The sequence below is a fragment of the Pseudomonas sp. BN415 genome, assembly GCF_029871195.1.
In the GTDB taxonomy this organism is placed as follows: domain Bacteria; phylum Pseudomonadota; class Gammaproteobacteria; order Pseudomonadales; family Pseudomonadaceae; genus Metapseudomonas; species Metapseudomonas resinovorans.
Map to the genome: position 1 here is coordinate 79,815 of NZ_SSOK01000040.1, position 17,749 is coordinate 97,563.

20 protein-coding genes are annotated in these 17,749 nt (G+C 63.8%); 11 read left to right on the forward strand and 9 right to left on the reverse strand.

Annotated elements, in window-relative coordinates:
• Positions 1-37: 37 nt before the first annotated feature.
• Both pilH and pilG read right to left on the reverse strand, forming a co-directional pair.
• The gene (gene pilH / locus E8F20_RS10710; protein ID WP_028629552.1) at positions 38-403 is read right to left on the reverse strand and encodes a twitching motility response regulator PilH; all 366 of its coding nucleotides are present in this window, start codon (positions 401-403) and stop codon (positions 38-40) included.
• A gap of 45 nt (positions 404-448) precedes the next feature.
• Entirely contained in the window at positions 449-856 is a 408-nt protein-coding gene (pilG, locus tag E8F20_RS10715; RefSeq protein ID WP_003455569.1) for a twitching motility response regulator PilG, read from the reverse strand.
• A gap of 266 nt (positions 857-1,122) precedes the next feature.
• Between pilG and gshB the strand changes: the two genes are divergently transcribed.
• From gshB to E8F20_RS10750, 7 genes are all read left to right on the forward strand, one after another.
• The gene (gshB, locus tag E8F20_RS10720) at positions 1,123-2,085 is read left to right on the forward strand and encodes a glutathione synthase (protein ID WP_280283701.1); all 963 of its coding nucleotides are present in this window, start codon (positions 1,123-1,125) and stop codon (positions 2,083-2,085) included.
• 56 nt (positions 2,086-2,141) lie between these two features.
• Positions 2,142-3,035, forward strand: a complete 894-nt coding sequence (locus tag E8F20_RS10725) for an energy transducer TonB (protein WP_280283702.1) — start codon at positions 2,142-2,144, stop codon at positions 3,033-3,035.
• 104 nt (positions 3,036-3,139) lie between these two features.
• The gene (locus tag E8F20_RS10730; RefSeq protein WP_280283703.1) at positions 3,140-3,706 is read left to right on the forward strand and encodes a YqgE/AlgH family protein; all 567 of its coding nucleotides are present in this window, start codon (positions 3,140-3,142) and stop codon (positions 3,704-3,706) included.
• A complete protein-coding gene (ruvX, locus tag E8F20_RS10735) occupies positions 3,706-4,146 on the forward strand; it encodes a Holliday junction resolvase RuvX (RefSeq protein WP_137823117.1) in 441 nt (146 codons plus the stop codon). The genes E8F20_RS10730 and ruvX overlap by 1 nt, the downstream gene beginning before the upstream one ends.
• A 13-nt stretch (positions 4,147-4,159) precedes the next feature.
• Positions 4,160-4,672: a bifunctional pyr operon transcriptional regulator/uracil phosphoribosyltransferase PyrR gene (gene pyrR, locus E8F20_RS10740; RefSeq protein WP_280283704.1), complete on the forward strand. Its 513-nt coding sequence runs from the start codon at positions 4,160-4,162 to the stop codon at positions 4,670-4,672.
• Between the two features lie 37 nt (positions 4,673-4,709).
• On the forward strand, positions 4,710-5,717 hold the full coding sequence (locus E8F20_RS10745) for an aspartate carbamoyltransferase catalytic subunit (RefSeq protein ID WP_280283705.1): 1,008 nt from the start codon (positions 4,710-4,712) through the stop codon (positions 5,715-5,717).
• Complete coding sequence (locus tag E8F20_RS10750) at positions 5,717-6,988, forward strand: dihydroorotase (protein ID WP_280283706.1); 1,272 nt, start codon at positions 5,717-5,719, stop codon at positions 6,986-6,988. Before E8F20_RS10745 ends, E8F20_RS10750 begins: the two co-directional genes overlap by 1 nt.
• Positions 6,989-7,046: 58 nt before the next feature.
• On the opposite strand, the gene E8F20_RS10755 is transcribed toward E8F20_RS10750, so the two are convergent.
• The 3 genes from E8F20_RS10755 to E8F20_RS10765 form a co-directional block, all read right to left on the reverse strand.
• A complete protein-coding gene (locus E8F20_RS10755; protein WP_280283707.1) occupies positions 7,047-8,081 on the reverse strand; it encodes a sensor domain-containing diguanylate cyclase in 1,035 nt (344 codons plus the stop codon).
• Between the two features lie 81 nt (positions 8,082-8,162).
• The gene (gene ptsP, locus E8F20_RS10760; protein WP_280283708.1) at positions 8,163-10,442 is read right to left on the reverse strand and encodes a phosphoenolpyruvate--protein phosphotransferase; all 2,280 of its coding nucleotides are present in this window, start codon (positions 10,440-10,442) and stop codon (positions 8,163-8,165) included.
• Between the two features lie 22 nt (positions 10,443-10,464).
• Complete coding sequence (locus tag E8F20_RS10765) at positions 10,465-10,944, reverse strand: RNA pyrophosphohydrolase (protein ID WP_280283709.1); 480 nt, start codon at positions 10,942-10,944, stop codon at positions 10,465-10,467.
• A 145-nt stretch (positions 10,945-11,089) separates the two neighbouring features.
• Here E8F20_RS10765 and E8F20_RS10770 point away from each other — a divergent pair, with 145 nt between their 5' ends.
• Positions 11,090-11,746: an HAD family hydrolase gene (locus E8F20_RS10770; protein ID WP_280283710.1), complete on the forward strand. Its 657-nt coding sequence runs from the start codon at positions 11,090-11,092 to the stop codon at positions 11,744-11,746.
• Here the strand turns inward: E8F20_RS10770 and E8F20_RS10775 are convergent.
• The 3 genes from E8F20_RS10775 to ilvA all read right to left on the reverse strand — a co-directional run bounded on the left by E8F20_RS10775 (position 11,743) and on the right by ilvA (position 14,278).
• The gene (locus tag E8F20_RS10775) at positions 11,743-12,210 is read right to left on the reverse strand and encodes a DUF2269 domain-containing protein (RefSeq protein WP_280283711.1); all 468 of its coding nucleotides are present in this window, start codon (positions 12,208-12,210) and stop codon (positions 11,743-11,745) included. The genes E8F20_RS10770 and E8F20_RS10775 overlap by 4 nt on opposite strands.
• A gap of 19 nt (positions 12,211-12,229) precedes the next feature.
• Positions 12,230-12,688 (reverse strand): DUF2269 family protein, encoded by a 459-nt coding sequence (locus E8F20_RS10780; RefSeq protein WP_280283712.1) that lies wholly within the window; start codon positions 12,686-12,688, stop codon positions 12,230-12,232.
• A gap of 75 nt (positions 12,689-12,763) precedes the next feature.
• Positions 12,764-14,278, reverse strand: coding sequence for a threonine ammonia-lyase, biosynthetic (ilvA, locus tag E8F20_RS10785; protein ID WP_280283713.1), 1,515 nt, complete (start codon positions 14,276-14,278; stop codon positions 12,764-12,766).
• Between the two features lie 142 nt (positions 14,279-14,420).
• Here ilvA and rpiA point away from each other — a divergent pair, with 142 nt between their 5' ends.
• Positions 14,421-15,092, forward strand: a complete 672-nt coding sequence (gene rpiA / locus E8F20_RS10790; protein ID WP_280283714.1) for a ribose-5-phosphate isomerase RpiA — start codon at positions 14,421-14,423, stop codon at positions 15,090-15,092.
• Positions 15,093-15,182: 90 nt separating this feature from the next.
• The gene (locus E8F20_RS10795; RefSeq protein WP_280283715.1) at positions 15,183-15,515 is read left to right on the forward strand and encodes a YegP family protein; all 333 of its coding nucleotides are present in this window, start codon (positions 15,183-15,185) and stop codon (positions 15,513-15,515) included.
• Here the strand turns inward: E8F20_RS10795 and E8F20_RS10800 are convergent, their stop codons facing one another.
• On the reverse strand, positions 15,516-16,439 hold the full coding sequence (locus E8F20_RS10800; RefSeq protein ID WP_280283716.1) for an SdiA-regulated domain-containing protein: 924 nt from the start codon (positions 16,437-16,439) through the stop codon (positions 15,516-15,518).
• Between the two features lie 119 nt (positions 16,440-16,558).
• Here E8F20_RS10800 and E8F20_RS10805 point away from each other — a divergent pair, with 119 nt between their 5' ends.
• Positions 16,559-17,575 carry an AraC family transcriptional regulator gene (locus E8F20_RS10805; RefSeq protein ID WP_280283717.1) on the forward strand — a complete coding sequence of 339 codons (1,017 nt, stop codon included), beginning with the start codon at positions 16,559-16,561 and terminating at the stop codon, positions 17,573-17,575.
• The last annotated feature ends 174 nt before the right edge of the window (positions 17,576-17,749 follow it).

A 17,749-nucleotide genomic window follows, 5' to 3' on the forward strand; every position in this document is an offset into this window, starting at 1 on the left:
GTTTCTAATAGTTATGGTTCGGGGTCCGGCGCGGCAATCAGCCGGCCAGTACCGCGTTCAGCGTCTTGATCAGCGTGTCTTCTTCGATCGGTTTGGTCAGGTAGTCACGCGCGCCCTGGCGCTTACCCCAGACCTTGTCGGTTTCCTGGTCCTTGGTTGTAACGATAACCACCGGAATATGACTGGTTTCGGCGTCCTTGGTCAGTTGACGGGTTGCCTGGAAACCATTGAGGCCGGGCATCACGATGTCCATCAGGACGGCGTCCGGCTTTTCCTGGCGGGCCAGGGCCACGCCATCAGCGCCATTCTCTGCCTTGAGTACCTGGTGGCCATGCTTCTCGAGCATGGCGGTCAGCTTGTACATCTCGGTCGGCGAGTCATCAACAATCAGAATACGAGCCATGGTGTTCCCCATATGGAAAGGCTTCACCGGCCATCAGGCCGGACTTCAGGAGGCTTGCTCCACCGGGGTGAAATCGGGGACGTGAGTCTTGATCGCGCCGAGCAGCTCTTCCTTGCTGAAAGGCTTGGTGAGGTACTGATCGGAACCGACGATGCGACCCTTGGCCTTGTCGAACAGGCCGTCCTTGGAAGACAGCATGATCACCGGGGTGGACTTGAAAGCACTGTTGTTCTTGATCAGGGCGCAGGTCTGATAACCGTCCAGGCGAGGCATCATGATGTCGACGAAGATGATGTTCGGGTGGGAATCGGCGATCTTGGCCAGGGCGTCGAAACCATCAACTGCTGTGATGACCTCACACCCCACTTTCTTGAGCAGAGTCTCGGCGGTACGACGAATCGTTTTCGAATCGTCGATCACCATGACCTTCAAACCCTCGGAATGCTGTTCCATGTTCGCCCTACCATCGCCTCGGTGAGTCGTTATTCTGCTTTATATATGTGCCTGAGGCCCTACAACCGACGGGCTGCGACCCAATCGTCGGGCCTTTTTAGCACAGTCTCCAGACGCAAGCTACACGGCCCCCGCATCTGCGATTCTTCCCCTTTGGGGGAAGGATTTTTCCTTGACCGCAATCAATGCCGGCGCCACCCTGAGCGCCTTATCCCACCGGTCCGCCCGCTGTGGCGCGCCCCTTGAAACCTGTTACGGAGAACCCCATGAGCGTTCGCCTCGGGATCGTCATGGACCCCATTGCGCAAATCTCCTTCAAGAAGGACAGCTCCCTGGCCATGTTGCTGGCCGCCCAGGAACGCGGCTGGTCGCTGTTCTATATGGAGCAGCAAGACCTATACCAGAAAAACGGTGAAGCTCGCGCTCGCATGCGCCCCCTGAAGGTTTTCCTCGACCCTGCACACTGGTTCGAGCTGGAGGCAGAGGCCGATATCCCGCTGACCGAACTGGACGTGATCCTGATGCGCAAGGACCCGCCCTTCGACAACGAATTCGTCTATTCCACCTACCTGCTGGAACAAGCCGAACGGGACGGCGTGCTGGTGGTCAACCGCCCGCAGAGCCTTCGTGACTGCAACGAGAAGTTCTTCGCCACCCTGTTCCCCGAGTGCACACCACCGACCGTAGTCAGCCGACGAGCGGACATTCTGCGCGAGTTTGCCGAAGAACAGCGTGACATCATTCTCAAACCCCTTGATGGCATGGGCGGTTCCTCGATCTTCCGCCACCGCGCCGGCGATCCCAATCTCTCGGTGATCCTCGAGACCCTGACCGCCCACGGCAGCCAGCAGATCATGGCGCAGCGCTACCTGCCCGCGATCAAGGACGGCGACAAGCGCATCCTGATGATCGACGGCGAGCCGGTGCCCTACTGCCTGGCGCGCATCCCCGCCCAGGGCGAGACCCGCGGCAACCTGGCCGCCGGCGGCCGTGGCGAGGCCCGGCCGCTGTCCGAGCGCGACCGCGAAATCGCCGCGATCGTCGGCCCGTCGCTGCGAGAAAGAGGCCTGCTGTTCGTCGGACTGGATGTGATCGGCGACCACCTCACCGAGATCAATGTCACCAGCCCCACCTGCATCCGCGAGATCGACAAGGCCTATGACACGCGCATCGGCGAACGTTTGATGGATGCGATCGCCATCAAGCTCGAGGCGCGGAGTGCTTCATAGACTTTTATGCGCACGCTCGGCAGACTGCGCCGCTATCTGAAGCAAGCTGACTGGCGATGAACGCAGCCGTGAACACCCCACCCCAACTGTCCGCCGGCGTCCGCCCGGCGGATCGGCTGGGCTTTACCCTGTTCCTCGCCGCCGTGCTGCACGTTGCACTGATCCTCGGTGTCGGCTTCACCATTGGCGACCCGCAGCAGATCAGCAAGACCCTGGAAATCACCCTCGCCACCTTCAAGAGCGAGGAGAAGCCGAAGAACGCCGACTTCCTCGCCCAGGCCAACCAGCAGGGCAGTGGCACCCTGGAACACAAGGCCACGCCCAAGACCACCGAGCAGGCGCCCTTCCAGGACAAGGAAATCCGCAAGACCACTCCGCCCGCCGCGCCGCCCCAGGCACCGAAGAAAGAAGCCCCCAAGGCCGCCGTGGCCACCAAGAGCCCGCAGCCGCAGAAAACCACGATCAAGCGCGAACAGAGCAAACCGCAACCCGAGACCACGCCGGCGCCGACCTTCGACAGCTCGCAGCTCTCCGCCGAAATCGCCAGCCTGGAAGCGGAGCTGGACAAGGAGCGCCAGCTCTATGCCAAGCGCCCGCGCATACACCGCCTCAACGCGGCCTCGACCATGCGCGACAAAGGCGCCTGGTACAAAGAGGAGTGGCGCAAGAAGATCGAGCGCGTCGGCAACCTAAACTACCCGGATGAGGCCCGTCGCCAGCGCATCTACGGCAACCTGCGACTGCTGGTGTCGATCAACCGCGACGGCACCCTGTTCGAAGTGCAGGTACTGGAATCCTCCGGCCAGCAGATACTGGACCAGGGCGCCATGCGCATCGTTCGCCTTGCGGCCCCCTTCGCGCCCTTCACCGGCGACCTCGCGGACATCGACCGCCTGGAGATCATTCGCACCTGGCGCTTCGAGCGCGGCGACCGCCTGTCGAGCAATTGAGAGCGGCCGCGCGCAATCGGCTCTAGGCTTCAACCAAGGGGCACCGACTCAAGCCATCGCCTTGCCGCTTGAAGCCTGCCGTCTTAAGACTGAAACTAGCCGATATGAAAAGCGCACCGAGCTACCTCAAACACCACTTCCTGATCGCCATGCCGCACATGGCCGATCCGAACTTCGCCCAGACCGTCACCTATCTGGTGGAACACAACGAGCAGGGCGCCATGGGCCTGGTGATCAACCGCCCCAACGGCTTGAGCCTGAGCGACGTACTCGAACAATTGCGGCCTGACTTCACCCCGCCGGCCCGCTGTCAGGGCCTGCCGATCTACTCCGGCGGCCCGGTGCAAACCGACCGCGGGTTCGTCCTGCACCCCAGCGGACATACGTTCCAGGCTACCCTGGAGCTGGGTGAGCTGGCCCTGTCCACCTCCCAGGACGTGCTTTTCTCCATCGCTGATGGCGGCGGCCCGCAGAAGAGCCTGGTAGCCCTCGGGTATGCCGGTTGGGACGCTGGCCAGCTGGAAGTCGAGCTGAGCGAAAACGCCTGGCTGACCTGCCCGGCAGACATGGCCATCCTCTTCGACACACCGACCGAGCAGCGCCTTTCGGCTGCCGCGGCACGGCTGGGCGTGAACCTCAGCCTGCTCACTGCCCAGGCCGGGCACGCTTGATGGCCGAATCCAAGCCCTTGCGCCTGTTACTTGGCTTCGATTACGGCACCAGACAGATAGGCGTTGCCGTTGGCCAGGCGGTAACCGGCCAGGCTCGCGAACTGAAAGTGCTGAAAGCACAGAACGGCGTGCCGGACTGGCAGCAGGTGGAGGCACTGATACGCGAATGGCAGCCCGACGCCATCGTCGTAGGCCTGCCGCTGAATATGGACGGCACCCCCAGCGAAATGAGTGCGCGCGCCGAGAAATTCGCCCGACGCCTGAACGGCCGTTTCAATCTGCCGGTATTCACCCACGATGAGCGCCTGACCACCTTCGAGGCCAAGGGCCAACGCCTGGCCCAGGGCCAGCGCGACGGCTACCGCGAGCGCCCTGTGGATGCCCTGGCCGCCGCGCTGCTGCTGGAAGGCTGGCTGGCCGAAAACTCCGCAACTTCTTAAGCGAGGACCGCCGATGACCCTGCCCAACCCCGCCGAACTGCTGCCGAGGATGGCCAGCGACCTGCAAACCCACCTCAAGTCCCGCAACATCGCCGAGCCGCGCTACATCGGCATCCGCACCGGCGGCATATGGGTGGCACAGGCCCTGCTGGAGCAACTGGGCGAGTCGAGCCCCATGGGCACCCTCGATGTGTCTTTCTACCGCGACGACTTCACCCAGAACGGCCTGCACCCGCAAGTGCGACCGTCCGAACTGCCCTTCGAGATCGAAGGCCAGCATCTGGTGCTGATCGACGACGTACTGATGAGCGGCCGCACGGTGCGCGCAGCCCTCAATGAGCTCTTCGACTATGGCCGCCCAGCCAGCGTAACCCTGGTCTGCCTGCTCGACCTCAACGCCCGGGAGCTGCCGATCCGCCCGGACGTGGTTGGCGCAACCCTGTCCCTGGGCGCCACGGAACGGGTAAAATTGCTCGGCCCCGCGCCGCTCACCCTCGAGCGTCAGGACCTCGCTTCACCCGCCTGACCCTTCCGATTTCTCGTAACCTTTCAGGGCCTGCCCCATGCCGACAGACGCCAAGCGCCCGCTGCAGCTCAACGACCAGGGCCAGCTGCGCCACTTCCTCTCGCTCGACGGTCTGCCCCGCGAGCTGCTAACGGAAATCCTCGACACCGCCGACTCCTTCCTCGAAGTCGGCGCCCGTGCGGTGAAGAAAGTCCCGCTGCTGCGCGGCAAGACGGTGTGCAACGTGTTCTTCGAGAACTCCACCCGCACCCGCACCACTTTCGAGCTGGCGGCACAACGCCTGTCCGCCGACGTCATCACCCTCAACGTCTCCACCTCCTCAACGAGCAAGGGCGAGACGCTGTTCGACACCCTGCGCAACCTGGAGGCGATGGCTGCCGACATGTTCGTGGTGCGCCATGCCGACTCCGGCGCCGCCCATTTCATCGCCGAGCACGTGTGCCCGGACGTGGCCATCATCAACGGTGGCGACGGCCGCCACGCACACCCTACCCAGGGCATGCTCGACATGCTCACCATCCGTCGCCACAAGGGCAGCTTCGAGAACCTCTCGGTGGCCATCGTCGGCGACGTCCTGCACTCGCGCGTGGCCCGCTCGAACATGCTCGCCCTGCGCACGCTAGGCTGCCCGGACATCCGCGTGATCGGGCCGAAGACCCTGATCCCCGTGGGCGTCGAGCAGTACGGCGTGAAGGTCTACACCGACCTCGCCGAAGGCCTGAAGGGCGTGGACGTGGTGATCATGCTGCGCCTGCAGCGCGAACGCATGCAGGGCGGCCTGCTGCCTAGCGAAGGTGAGTTCTACAAGCTCTATGGCCTGAGTACCCAGCGCCTTGCCCTGGCCAAACCGGATGCCATCGTCATGCACCCCGGCCCGATCAACCGTGGCGTGGAAATCGAGTCCGCAGTGGCTGACGGCGCTCAGTCCGTGATCCTCAACCAGGTCACCTACGGCATCGCCGTGCGCATGGCGGTGCTCTCCATGGCCATGAGCGGGCAGGCCGCGCAACGCCAAATGAACCAGGAAGCCGAGGAGCTGAACTGATGCGTACCCATATCCTCGGCGCTCGCCTGATCGACCCGGCCAGCGGTCACGATCAGGTCACCGACCTCTTCCTCGAAAGTGGCAAGGTCGCCGCCATCGGCCAGGCTCCCGCCAACTTCGAGGCGGACAAGACCCTCGACGCCAAGGGCCTCGTGGCCGCGCCCGGCCTGGTGGACCTGTCCGTCGCCCTGCGCGAACCCGGCTACAGCCGCAAGGGCAATATCGCCAGCGAAACCCTGGCCGCCGTCAGTGGAGGCGTGACCAGCCTCTGCTGCCCGCCCCTGACCCGCCCCGTGCTGGACACGCCCGCCGTCGCTGAGCTCATTCTCGACCGCGCCCAGGAGGCCGGCCACGCCAAGGTCTTCCCCATCGGCGCCCTGACCAAGGGCCTGGCCGGCGAGCAGCTGTCCGAACTGGTGGCCCTGCGCGACGTGGGCTGCGTGGCCTTTGGCAATGGCCTGGCCACCTTCGCCAGCAACCGCGTCCAGCGCCGTGCGCTGGAGTACGCGGCCACCTTCGACCTGACCGTGGTCTTCCACTCCCAGGACGCCTCCCTGGCCGAGGGCGGTCTGGCCCATGAAGGCCCTACCGCCAGCTTCCTCGGCCTGGCCGGCATCCCGGAAACCGCCGAGACCGTGGCCCTTGCCCGCGACTTGCTGCTGGTGGAACAGAGCGGTGTGCGCGCCCACTTCAGCCAGATCACCAGCGCCCGTGGCGCCGAGATGATCGCCCAGGCCCAGGCCCGTGGCCTGCCGGTGACCGCCGACGTGGCCATGTACCAGTTGATCCTGACCGATGAGGCGCTGATCGATTTCTCCAGCCTCTATCATGTGCAACCGCCACTGCGTACCCGCGCCGACCGCGACGGCCTGCGTGAAGCCGTGAAGAGCGGCGTGATCTCCGCCATCGCCAGCCATCACCAGCCCCACGAGCCGGATGCCAAGCTCGCACCCTTCGGTGCCACCGAGCCTGGCATCAGCAGCGTGGAACTGTTGCTGCCACTGGCCATGACCCTGGTTCAGGATGGCCTGCTCGACCTGCCCACCCTGCTCGCCCGTCTCACCGCCGGCCCGGCCCGCAGCCTGCGCCTGCCTGCCGGCCGACTCGCCGTGGGTGCTCCGGCGGATGTGGTGTTGTTCGATCCCCAGGCCTCGACCCTGGCCGGGGAAACCTGGAACTCCAAGGGCGATAACTGCCCCTTCATCGGCCACTGCCTGCCGGGCAAGGTGCGCTACACCCTGGTGGACGGCCGGATCATCTTCCAGGCCTGATCCCGCTAAACGAAACAGCCCGCTATCCAGCGGGCTGTTTCTTAAGCGCACCACTGGATCAACACGACTCGATGCAGTTTCGCCGCTGCTTGGCGCGATAGAGACCTTCGTCCAGGCGCTTGAGCAGGGACTCGATACCCTCCCCAGCCTGCATGGCGGCCACCGAGAAGCTGGCGGTCAGCCCTGACGGCAGCCCCGGATCAGCGCTCCCCACCAACAGCCGCAGGCGCTCAGCCAGAAGCAGCGCCGCGCCCTGGTCAGTGTCAGGCAGCAGGGCAATAAACTCCTCGCCACCCCAGCGGGCGAAACAGTCCTCTTCCCGCAGGGCCGCGCGCACGGCGCGACTGACGGCGACCAGGGCACGATCGCCAATCTGGTGACCATGGTTGTCGTTGATGCGCTTGAAGTGATCCAGATCGAACATCAGCAACGCCGTGACATGCCCATGGCGCTGAAAGCGCTGCCACTCGCTGTGGAGGTTGCGTTCGAAGTGTCGTCGATTGGAGATCTGGGTCAGGGGGTCGGTCTCACTCAGACGCATGGCTGACGCCACCTGCTGGGCGAGCGCTTCATTGGCCTGGCGCAAGGCCTCGGTACGCGCGTCCACCAGGGCCTCCAGCGTGCGATTGAGGTCCAGGAGCTCCTCGTTCTTGCGCTGCAATTCCAGGGTGGCCATCTTGCGCCGGTGGATATTCCGATGGGCGCCAATCATCCGCGTCGGCTTACCCGTCTCGTCGAATTCGACGAAACGGCCGTGGTCGCTGACCCACAGGTAGCTGCCATCACGGCAGCGGCAGCGGTAGTCCTCGGCGTAGATCAGGCTTGCGCCGTCCAGGTAGGCCTGGAAGTTGCGCATAACCCGCTCGAAATCCCCGGGATGAATCACCGATCTCCACGTATCCACATCCTCCGGCAAGCTGTCCTGGGGATAGCCGAGCATGGAATACCAGCCGGGACTGCGCTTGACGTGGTTGGTGCGGATGTTCCAGTCCCAGATACCATCGCTGACGATATCCAGGGCGAAGCGCAGGGTACGCTCGATCTCTTCGCGGGTGGTGCCGTAGCAGTGGTCGAGGGGCTCGAGCTTGTCCATAAGCTTCCTGCGGGTCGGCGACCCGGTTGTGACCTCTGTGCGGGCCGAGGCCCGCGCGCTGCAAACGCGTGCGCCCTGACCTCAGGCCTGGATGGTCGACGCCGGGTTGATCACCCGACCGAGACCCAGGTTGCGCAGGGCGAGATGCAGCGAGCTGTGGATAACCTGCGGGTTGTCGATCGCCAGCAATTGCGCCAGCAATTCCCTGGCCTTGCTCATGGTGACCTGGCGCAGTAACCACTTCACTTTCGGCAGGTTGGTAGCATTCATCGACAGGCTGTCGAAGCCCATGGCCAACAGCAGCACGGCGGCCGCCGGATCACCGGCCATCTCGCCACAGATGCTCACCGGCTTGCCCTCGGCGTGCGCGTCATCCACTACCTTCTTCAGCGCCTGGAGCACGGCCGGGTGCAGGTAGTCGTAAAGGTCAGCCACGCGCGGGTTGTTGCGATCAACCGCCAGCAGGTATTGGGTCAAGTCGTTGGAGCCTACAGAAAGGAAGTCCACCTGGCGCCCCAACTCCTTGGTCTGGTAGACGGCAGCGGGGATCTCGATCATCACGCCAATCGGCGGCATGGGAATGTCCACGCCCTCGTCGCGCACCTCACCCCAGGCTCGGTGGATCAGGTGCAGAGCCTCTTCCAGCTCATGGGTGCCGGAGATCATCGGCAGCAGGATGCGCAGGTTGTCCAGGCCTTCACTTGCCTTGAGCATGGCACGCACCTGGACCAGGAAGATTTCCGGGTGGTCGAGGGTAACGCGGATGCCGCGCCAGCCGAGGAAAGGGTTGCTTTCCTTGATCGGAAAATAGGACAGCGCCTTGTCTCCGCCGATATCCAGGGTACGCATGGTCACCGGCAGCGGGTGGAACGCGGCGAGCTGCTCGCGGTAGATGGCAAGCTGCTCTTTTTCGCTGGGGAAGCGCTCGTTGATCATGAACGGCACTTCGGTGCGATACAGGCCAACGCCCTCGGCACCGCGCTCCTGGGCGCGGGTGACGTCGGCGAGCAGACCAGTGTTGACCCAGAGCGGCATGCGGTAGCCATCCAGGGTTTCACAGGGCAGGCTGCGCAATGCCTCCAGGCCCTTGACCAGTTGGCGGTCCTCCTCCACCACATCGCTGTACTGCTTGCGCAGCTCAGTCGAGGGGTTGGTGAAGACTTCGCCGTGGTAGCCGTCGACGATCATTTCGATGCCGTCGACCTTGGAATACGGCAGGTCGACCACACCCATCACGGTTGGAATGCCCATGGCGCGGGCGAGGATGGCGACGTGGGAGTTGCCCGAGCCCAGTACCGACACCAACCCCACCAGTTTGCCTTCCGGCACTTCGCCGAGCATGGCCGGTGACAGTTCCTCGCTGACCAGGATGGTGTTCTCCTGGTAGACCAGATTCTGTTTGCGCTCCTCCTGCAGATACGCAAGCAGACGGCGACCGAGGTCCTTGACGTCGGAAGCACGTTCGCGCAGATAGGCGTCGTCCATCAGCTCGAAGCGGGTGACGTGCTCCATCACCACCTGACGCAGCGCGCCCTGGGCCCACTGGCCGGTGCGGATCACACGCTTGACCTCCATGCCGATGGAGGCGTCGTCGAGCATCATCAGGTAAACATCGAAGAGCGCGCGCTCTTCGGGGCGCAGCTGGGTTTCCAGCTTGCTGGAAAGCCGGCGCATGTCTTCGCGCACCGCCTCCAGGGCCTGCTTGAAGCGCTCGACCTCGGCTTCGATGTCATCGACCGTTCGGTCAGGCACAACTTCCAGGTCGGCTGGCGGCAGCACCACCACGGCCTTGCCCACGGCAGCGCCAGGAGCACCCGGCACCCCGACAAACTTGGTTTCCTGGATGCCCTTGCCCTGGCGCCCCAGGCCGCGGATGGAACCGGTGGCCTCGGCATGGGCGATAACACCAGCGAGTTGCGCACTCATGGTGACGAGGAAGGCTTCTTCGCCCTCGTCGAACTGGCGTCGCTCCTTTTGCTGCACCACCAGGACGCCCATCACCCGGCGGTGGTGGATGATCGGCGCGCCAAGGAAGGAAGCAAAGCGCTCTTCGCCGGTTTCGGCGAAGTAACGGTAGCGGGGGTGATCGGCGGCGTGCTCGAGGTTCAGCGGCTCTTCACGGGTGCCCACCAGGCCGACGAGGCCTTCGTTGGGGGCCATGCTGACCTTGCCAATGGAGCGTTTGTTCAGGCCTTCGGTGGCCATGAGCACGAAACGGTTGGTCTCTGGATCCAACAGGTAGACCGAGCAGACCTGGCTACCCATGGCCTCCTTGACACGTTGCACAATGATCGCCAACGCCGCCTTCAGATCCTTGGCGGCGTTCACTTCCTGGACGATCTTGCGCAGCGTGTTGAGCATGGCTAGGCAGCCTTTCTCCGGGTCAGTCTTGCGCCAGGAGGCGCGGTGCTAGTTCCTTGAGGGCTCGGCGATAAACTTCACGCTTGAAGGTCACCACCTGACCCAACGGGTACCAGTAACTGACCCAGCGCCAGCCATCGAACTCGGGCTTGCCGGTCAGATCCATCCGTACCTTGTTCTCATCCGACTGCAAACGCAGCAGGAACCACTTCTGTTTCTGGCCGATGCACAGCGGTTGGCTGTTGGAGCGCACCAGGCGTTGGGGCAGACGATAGCGCAACCAGCCGCGAGTGCAGGCAAGAATCTTCACATCCTGCTCTTCCAGGCCAACTTCTTCGTTCAATTCCCGAAAAAGAGCCTCCTCAGGCGTCTCCCGCGGATTGATCCCGCCTTGCGGGAACTGCCAGGCATCCTGATTGATACGCCGGGCCCAAAGCACCTGCCCGACATCATTGGCGAGAATGATGCCGACATTTGGGCGAAAACCATCGGAATCGATCACGGCACTCAACCTCGCAAACGCATGTTCCGGCATTGTTCCATAAAGGCCGCAAACGCAGCAATGCGAGCCTTTCGCGCAATGGGCAGCCCCCACGAAAGCAGCTATTCTGGCCGCCCTTCGAAGCACTGCAGTAAGGAACGACGACGTGCGCCTGGCTCTATTCGACCTTGATAACACACTGCTGGCCGGTGACAGCGACCATGCCTGGGGCGATTACCTGTGCGAGCGCGGCATCCTCGACGGAGTTGCCTACAAGGCGCGCAACGATGAGTTCTATCAGGACTACTTGGCTGGCCGCCTGAACATCCAGGACTACCTGAACTTCAGCCTGGAAATCCTCGGCCGCACGGAAATGGCTCAGCTCGACCAGTGGCACCGCGAGTTCATGCGCGACTGCATCGAACCCATCATCCTGCCCAAGGCCGAAGCCCTTCTGGCCGAGCACCGCGCCGCCGGCGACAAGCTGCTGATCATCACGGCCACCAACCGCTTCGTCACCGCCCCCATCGCCCAGCGCCTGGGCGTCGAAACCCTGCTGGCCACCGAGTGCGAAATGGCCGACGGCCGCTACACCGGGCGCACCACCGACGTGCCCTGCTTCCGCGAAGGCAAGGTAACCCGCCTGGCACGCTGGCTCGCAGAGAACCGCTTCAATCTGGATGGCAGCAGCTTCTATAGCGACTCGCTGAACGACCTGCCGCTGCTGGAGCAGGTGACCTATCCGGTCGCCGTGGACCCGGACCGGAAGCTGCGCGCCGAAGCGGAACGACGCGGCTGGCCAATGATGTCCCTGCGCGGCTAGAGCGGCTTGACCACCATCAGCACATAAACCGCCACCAACAGCACCAGCGCCACGACCGCCAGCCAGCAGCGCAATGCCACATGGCCAGCAACCTGCGAGGCGATGGGTTCGCCGTCTCGCAAGGCCCGGCGCGCCAGATTACGGATGCGCACCTGCAGCCACAGGAGCGGCAGCCAGCAAAGTGCCGCCAGCAGGTAAAGCCCGACACTCCAAAGCAGCCAAAGCTGCCCCAGGGGCCAGCCCCCCACCTTGGCAAGGGCCAGGCCACTCAACGGCAGCAATACGGCGGAGCTGCCGATGAACCAGATCTCCAACCTCACCAGCGAGGAGAAGGTGGCAGCTAACTGCCGAAGTTCACCGCTTTTCCACGCACGAAGGGCGAAGAACAGCCCAGCCAGTGCCGTGCCGAGCAGCACGGCAGCCAGCAGGCCATGGGCGGTCTTGAGCAGGAAATAGAGGGTCATGCCCGAAGCGAGCACCGCATCAGAGCGGCTTGGCCAGCATCAACGCCAGCACGGACAAGAACAGCAGCAGGCCGATCAGGCCATAGGCGGCGCCGAACTTGAGGCTGCGCTGCGCAGCGGCCGACGCCGCGCCGCCTTCGGCCATGGCCTGCTCACGCAGCTTCGCGACGCGACCGAACAGCAGAAGCCAGGCAATGCAACCAAACAGATAGAGGATGGCCCCACCCAGCAGCCAGGTCTGGCCCAACGGCAGTCCGGCCAAGTTGACCATCCACCAGCCACTGACCGGCAGGGAGACCGCAGCAAGGATCAACAGCGGCACGCCGATCAGCAGAATGCGCCGCAGGCTCGGGCCGATCAGCGCGGAGTCGCCGGAGCGGAAGCTGCGCCAGCCATACCAGGCGAGCCCTGTCAGGCCGCCGAAGAACAACAGCGTGGCCAGGCCGTGGAGAATGCGGAACAGAAGGTAGTTTTCCATGGAACAGGTCCTTGTCAGCATGAGCGGCTGCCAGAAAGCCTAGCAGCAGCCCGTTCCTGCGCCCCAGTGCCAGTCTCAGCCGAGGAAGAGTTGGTAGGCCGGGTTGTCGCTTTCATCCCAATAGGGGTAGCCGATCTCGTCCAGTGCGGCATGCACCAGGGAACGCTCTTCGACCGGCACCTGCAAGCCAGCGACAACGCGGCCGTCGGCAGCACCGTGGTTGCGGTAGTGGAACATCGTGATGTTCCAGCGCCCGCCGAGTTTGTTGAGGAAGTTGAAAAGAGCGCCTGGACGCTCGGGGAACTCGAAGCGGAACACCATCTCGTCACTGATACGTACCGCGTGGCCGCCGACCATGTGGCGGATATGCAGCTTGGCCAGTTCGTTGTCGGTCAGGTCCAGCACCGGGAAGCCCTGGCCGCGCAGATTCTCCACCAGCACCGCGCGTGGGTCGGTTTCCGGGTGAGTCTGCACACCGACGAAGATGTGCGCCTCGGCGTCGGTGTTGTAGCGGTAGTTGAATTCGGTGATCTGGCGCTTGCCAATGGCCTCGCAGAAGGCCTTGAAGCTGCCCGGCCGCTCCGGGATGGTCACGGCGATAATGGCTTCGCGCTTCTCGCCCAGTTCGGCGCGCTCGGCCACGTGGCGCAGGCGGTCGAAGTTGATGTTGGCGCCGGAGTCGATGGCTACCAGGGTCTGGTCACGCACGCCTTCGCGCTCCACGTAGCGTTTGATCCCGGCAACGGCTAGGGCGCCGGCGGGCTCAGTGATGGAGCGGGTATCGTCGTAGATGTCCTTGATCGCCGCGCAGATCTCGTCCGTGCTGACGGTGATCACTTCATCCACATGCTGTTTGCAGATGTCGAAGGTGTGCTGGCCGATTTGCGCAACGGCAACGCCATCGGCAAACAGCCCGACCTGGCCGAGCACCACGCGCTCACCAGCGGCCATGGCGGCCTGCAGGCAGTTGGAGTCGTCCGGCTCGACGCCGATCACCTTCACCTCGGGGCGCAGGTATTTGACGAAGGCGGCAATGCCGGCCACCAGGCCACCTCCACCCACCGGCACGAAGATGGCGTCCAGACGCCCCGGGTGCTGGCGGAGGATCTCCATGGCCACGGTGCCCTGGCCAGCGATCACTTCCGGGTCATCGTAGGGGTGGATGTAGACGTAGCCTTTCTCCTCCACCAGCTTCAGCGAGTGGGCCAGGGCGTCGGGGAAGGCATCGCCATGCAACACCACCTTGCCGCCGCGGGCGCGTACGCCCTGCACTTTCAGCTCCGGAGTGGTGCGCGGCATCACGATAGTGGCCTTGATGCCCAGTTCACGAGCCGCCAGGGCCACGCCCTGGGCATGGTTGCCGGCCGATGCGGTGACCACGCCACGGGCCAGTTCCTCGGGAGTCAACTGGGCCATCTTGTTGTAAGCCCCGCGGATCTTGAAGGAATAGACCGGCTGCAAGTCCTCGCGCTTGAGGAGAACCTGGTTGCCCAGGCGCTCAGTGAGCTGGCGGGCAGCCTGCAACGGGGTTTCCACGGCGACGTCGTAGACGCGCGAGGTCAGGGTCTTCTTCACGTATTCTTCGAGCATCGGGCTTCACTGGCGGGCGCTTCACGGAAGCCGCGAGTCTACCGCAGGGATTCGTCGGGCGACCACAGAGAATACGGGGTTTTGCCCCGCCGACCGGCTATAATTCGCGCCTTCGACTCCCTCCCAATCGGACCTCCACAGCATGACCCAGGACCAGCTCAAGCAGGCCGTCGCCCAGGCCGCCATCGACTTCATCCTCCCCAAGCTCGATGAGAAGAGCATCGTCGGTGTCGGCACCGGCTCCACAGCCAACTTTTTCATTGACCTGCTGGCCCGACACAAGATGGCCTTCGACGGTGCAGTCGCCAGCTCCGAAGCCACCGCCCAGCGCCTGAAGGGCCATGGCATCCCGGTATACGACCTGAACAGCGTCAGCGACCTCGAGTTCTATGTCGATGGCGCCGACGAGAGCAACGAGCGCCTTGAGCTGATCAAGGGCGGCGGCGCCGCGCTGACCCGCGAGAAGATCGTTGCCGCGGTGGCCAAGACCTTCATCTGCATCGCCGACGAGAGCAAGCTGGTTCCGCTGCTCGGCGCCTTCCCTCTGCCGGTGGAAGTCATCCCCATGGCCCGCAGCCACGTCGCCCGCCAACTGGTGAAGCTGGGCGGTGATCCGGTCTACCGTGAAGGGGTGCTGACCGACAACGGCAACATCATCCTCGACGTGTACAACCTGCAGATCGACAGCCCGGTAAAGCTGGAAGAGCAGATCAACAACATCGTCGGCGTGGTCACCAACGGCCTGTTCGCCGCCCGCCCGGCGGACCTGCTGCTGCTCGGCACCAAGAATGGCGTGAAGAGCCTCACTGCCTGAGCCGAATCCCGGTCTGCGGGAAACCGTCTAGATTTGTTGGCTACGGCGCCCTTCGGCGCCGTCCACAGCCACCGGATCAGGAGACACCCCATGGCCGGGAAATTCCACCTGAAGAAGGCCAATGATGGCCAGTTCCACTTCAATCTCAACGCCGGGAACGGCGAGACCATCCTCACCAGCGAGCTGTACAAGGCCAAGGATTCTGCCTTGAACGGCATCGATTCGGTGCGCAAGAACGCAGTTCGTGACGGTGCTTTCGAGAGCAAGACTGCCAGCAACGGCAAGTTCTACTTCGTGCTCAAGGCCACCAACGGCCAGGTCATCGGCCAGAGCCAGATGTACGCCAGCGCCGCCAGCGCCAGCGCTGGCATCGACTCGGTGAAGAACAACGCCCCGGATGCCGCCCTCAACGACGAGAGCTGATCAGTCGCCGGTCTGTTTGCGGAACGCGTAGAAGAGGTTCGGTTCGCTGACCAGGTAGAGGTTGCCATCGTTGTCCATGGCAACCCCTTCGGCCTGCGGCACCCCGCGCTGCAGGCCGTGCATGCCGCGCAGCAGCGAAAGCGTGCTGATTGGGCGCCCATCGGCATTCAGCTCCAGTACCAGCCGCGACTCGTCCGACAGCGCCAGCAAGTGGCCGCTGCGCTCATCGTATTGCAGGCTGGAAAGGTCGCGCACAAAAAGGCGGGCATCGCGCTTTGGATCATCCACCACATGCACCGCGAACGGCTTGTCCGGATTGGTATGGGGGAAACCGTGGATCTCGTAGATTCGCACCGGGTCGCGCTCCTTGGCCACGAACAGGCGCTGCCCGACGGAATCGTAGGCCAAGCCCTCGAATCCCTTGTTGCCGGAGAGACCGATGCCCAGGGACAACTGCTGCGACTGGCTGGCATCAATGGAGGTAGTGTTCTCATCGAGCCGTACTTTGATCAGTCGCTGCAGGCGCTCGTCGGTAATCACGTAGACGCCCTTGCTGATGTACTCGATGGCCTCCGGGTCACCGAACCCCACCAACTGGACGCGCCGGATCAGATGCCCATCCAGGGACAGCTCAATAATCTCCGGACGCTGGTTGGTAACGGTGAACAGACTGTGCCGATCAGGATCGTAGGTCAGCGCGGAGACATCATCCGAAAGCCCCTCGATAGGCTGGGCCTCAACGGCTACGCGATAGTCCGGCAACCAGATCGAGCGCTCCCGCCATTCGGAGGCGTGGCGCCATTCTTGCAGGACAAACAGACCCCGCTCGAATAGTCGGAACTGCTGGGCGGCAACGCCGAGCAGCACCAGCAGCAGGAGCAGAACAGCGGCAACCAGCCGCCACGGGGTCAGGAGTGAGCGCATCGATCAGGACTCTGGGGTTCAGGACGCGCCGAAGGATACAGAGCGCACGGGCCTACTACCTGAATTGAAGCTTAAAGCCCGCGAACCAGGCAGGGCGGGCGTTACAAAAGGGGACGGACATGGGCACCTCGCTGCTACCGGAAGAGCGCGCACTCACCACCTTGCACACCATTGCCCTTGCCGTGGCCACCCTGGCCAGCAGCGGAATCGATCGTGCGCGCCTGCTGGACGGCAGCGGCGTCGCCTGCGCGGACCTCGACACCCCTGAAAAGCTCATCAGCCACGCCCAGGAGTTACGCGTCTTCGCCAACGCCCTGGCCTGCACGCGGGACCCGGCGCTGGGCCTGTCTCTCGGCCTGCGCATGCACGTTTCGGCCTACGGCATGCTTGGCTACACCATGCTCGCCAGCCGCACCCTGCGCGACGCCCTCACACTGGCGCTCGGGCATCCAGCACTGCTGGGCACTTATTTCAAGTTGAGCCTGGAAGTGGACGGCGACGAGGCATGCCTGTCGGCCAGCGGCTATCGCTACGCGCCAGAGCTGACGGTGTTCAACAGCGAACTCTGCCTGACCTCGCTCCTCACCGTAGTGCAGGACCTGCTTGGCGAGGGCGTTCACCCGACGCGTGTCTGCCTGGCCTATCGACCGCCCCTGCACGCCGCCAGTTACGAAAAGATGCTCGGCTGCCCAATAGAGTTCGGCGCCCCCCGCAATGCCCTGTGTTTCGACGCGGTCCTGCTGGATCGGACTTTGCCACTGAGTGACCCGGTGACCTGCCACTACGGCATGCAGCAGTGCCTGAAACTGAACGCTCAGCTCAACAGCCGCCACGACGTGCTCGACCAGATTCGCCAACACTTGGCCGGTAATCTGCGTGAAGCCTGCGACCTGGATAGCGTGGCGCGCCAGTTGCACCGTTCTGAACGCACCCTGCGACGCCACCTGCAGCAGTTGAACACCAGCTTCCAGCGCCTGCTGGACGAGGTGCGCTACGACAAGGCGCGCCAACTGCTGGTGCAGACCGACCTGCCGATCTACCTGATCGCCGAGCAACTCGGCTACAGCGAAACCGCGAGCTTCCGCCATGCTTTCCAGCGCTGGAGCGGGCAGTCGCCGAGCCTGTACCGGCGCTAGGTCCAATCATCTTGAAGGGGCAACTTCATTCGCCAAAGACGGCGCAGCTGTACCGGCTGACCTTGCAGGACAGACCTTCGCCTGCCTGGCGATTGAAATGGCTATGTCTGCGTTAGTTGTTGCAACGATGAAGGAAGTGCTCTAGTGCAGACCTTCGAGGCTTCCGCGCCAGCC

Coding starts and splice junctions, on each gene's coding strand:
- pilH (WP_028629552.1), bottom strand. CDS start 403: ATGGCTCGTATTCTGATTGTTGATGACTCGCCGACCGAGATGTACAAG.
- pilG (WP_003455569.1), bottom strand. CDS start 856: ATGGAACAGCATTCCGAGGGTTTGAAGGTCATGGTGATCGACGATTCG.
- gshB (WP_280283701.1), top strand. CDS start 1,123: ATGAGCGTTCGCCTCGGGATCGTCATGGACCCCATTGCGCAAATCTCC.
- E8F20_RS10725 (WP_280283702.1), top strand. CDS start 2,142: ATGAACGCAGCCGTGAACACCCCACCCCAACTGTCCGCCGGCGTCCGC.
- E8F20_RS10730 (WP_280283703.1), top strand. CDS start 3,140: ATGAAAAGCGCACCGAGCTACCTCAAACACCACTTCCTGATCGCCATG.
- ruvX (WP_137823117.1), top strand. CDS start 3,706: ATGGCCGAATCCAAGCCCTTGCGCCTGTTACTTGGCTTCGATTACGGC.
- pyrR (WP_280283704.1), top strand. CDS start 4,160: ATGACCCTGCCCAACCCCGCCGAACTGCTGCCGAGGATGGCCAGCGAC.
- E8F20_RS10745 (WP_280283705.1), top strand. CDS start 4,710: ATGCCGACAGACGCCAAGCGCCCGCTGCAGCTCAACGACCAGGGCCAG.
- E8F20_RS10750 (WP_280283706.1), top strand. CDS start 5,717: ATGCGTACCCATATCCTCGGCGCTCGCCTGATCGACCCGGCCAGCGGT.
- E8F20_RS10755 (WP_280283707.1), bottom strand. CDS start 8,081: ATGGACAAGCTCGAGCCCCTCGACCACTGCTACGGCACCACCCGCGAA.
- ptsP (WP_280283708.1), bottom strand. CDS start 10,442: ATGCTCAACACGCTGCGCAAGATCGTCCAGGAAGTGAACGCCGCCAAG.
- E8F20_RS10775 (WP_280283711.1), bottom strand. CDS start 12,210: ATGACCCTCTATTTCCTGCTCAAGACCGCCCATGGCCTGCTGGCTGCC.
- E8F20_RS10780 (WP_280283712.1), bottom strand. CDS start 12,688: ATGGAAAACTACCTTCTGTTCCGCATTCTCCACGGCCTGGCCACGCTG.
- ilvA (WP_280283713.1), bottom strand. CDS start 14,278: ATGCTCGAAGAATACGTGAAGAAGACCCTGACCTCGCGCGTCTACGAC.
- rpiA (WP_280283714.1), top strand. CDS start 14,421: ATGACCCAGGACCAGCTCAAGCAGGCCGTCGCCCAGGCCGCCATCGAC.
- E8F20_RS10795 (WP_280283715.1), top strand. CDS start 15,183: ATGGCCGGGAAATTCCACCTGAAGAAGGCCAATGATGGCCAGTTCCAC.
- E8F20_RS10800 (WP_280283716.1), bottom strand. CDS start 16,439: ATGCGCTCACTCCTGACCCCGTGGCGGCTGGTTGCCGCTGTTCTGCTC.
- E8F20_RS10805 (WP_280283717.1), top strand. CDS start 16,559: ATGGGCACCTCGCTGCTACCGGAAGAGCGCGCACTCACCACCTTGCAC.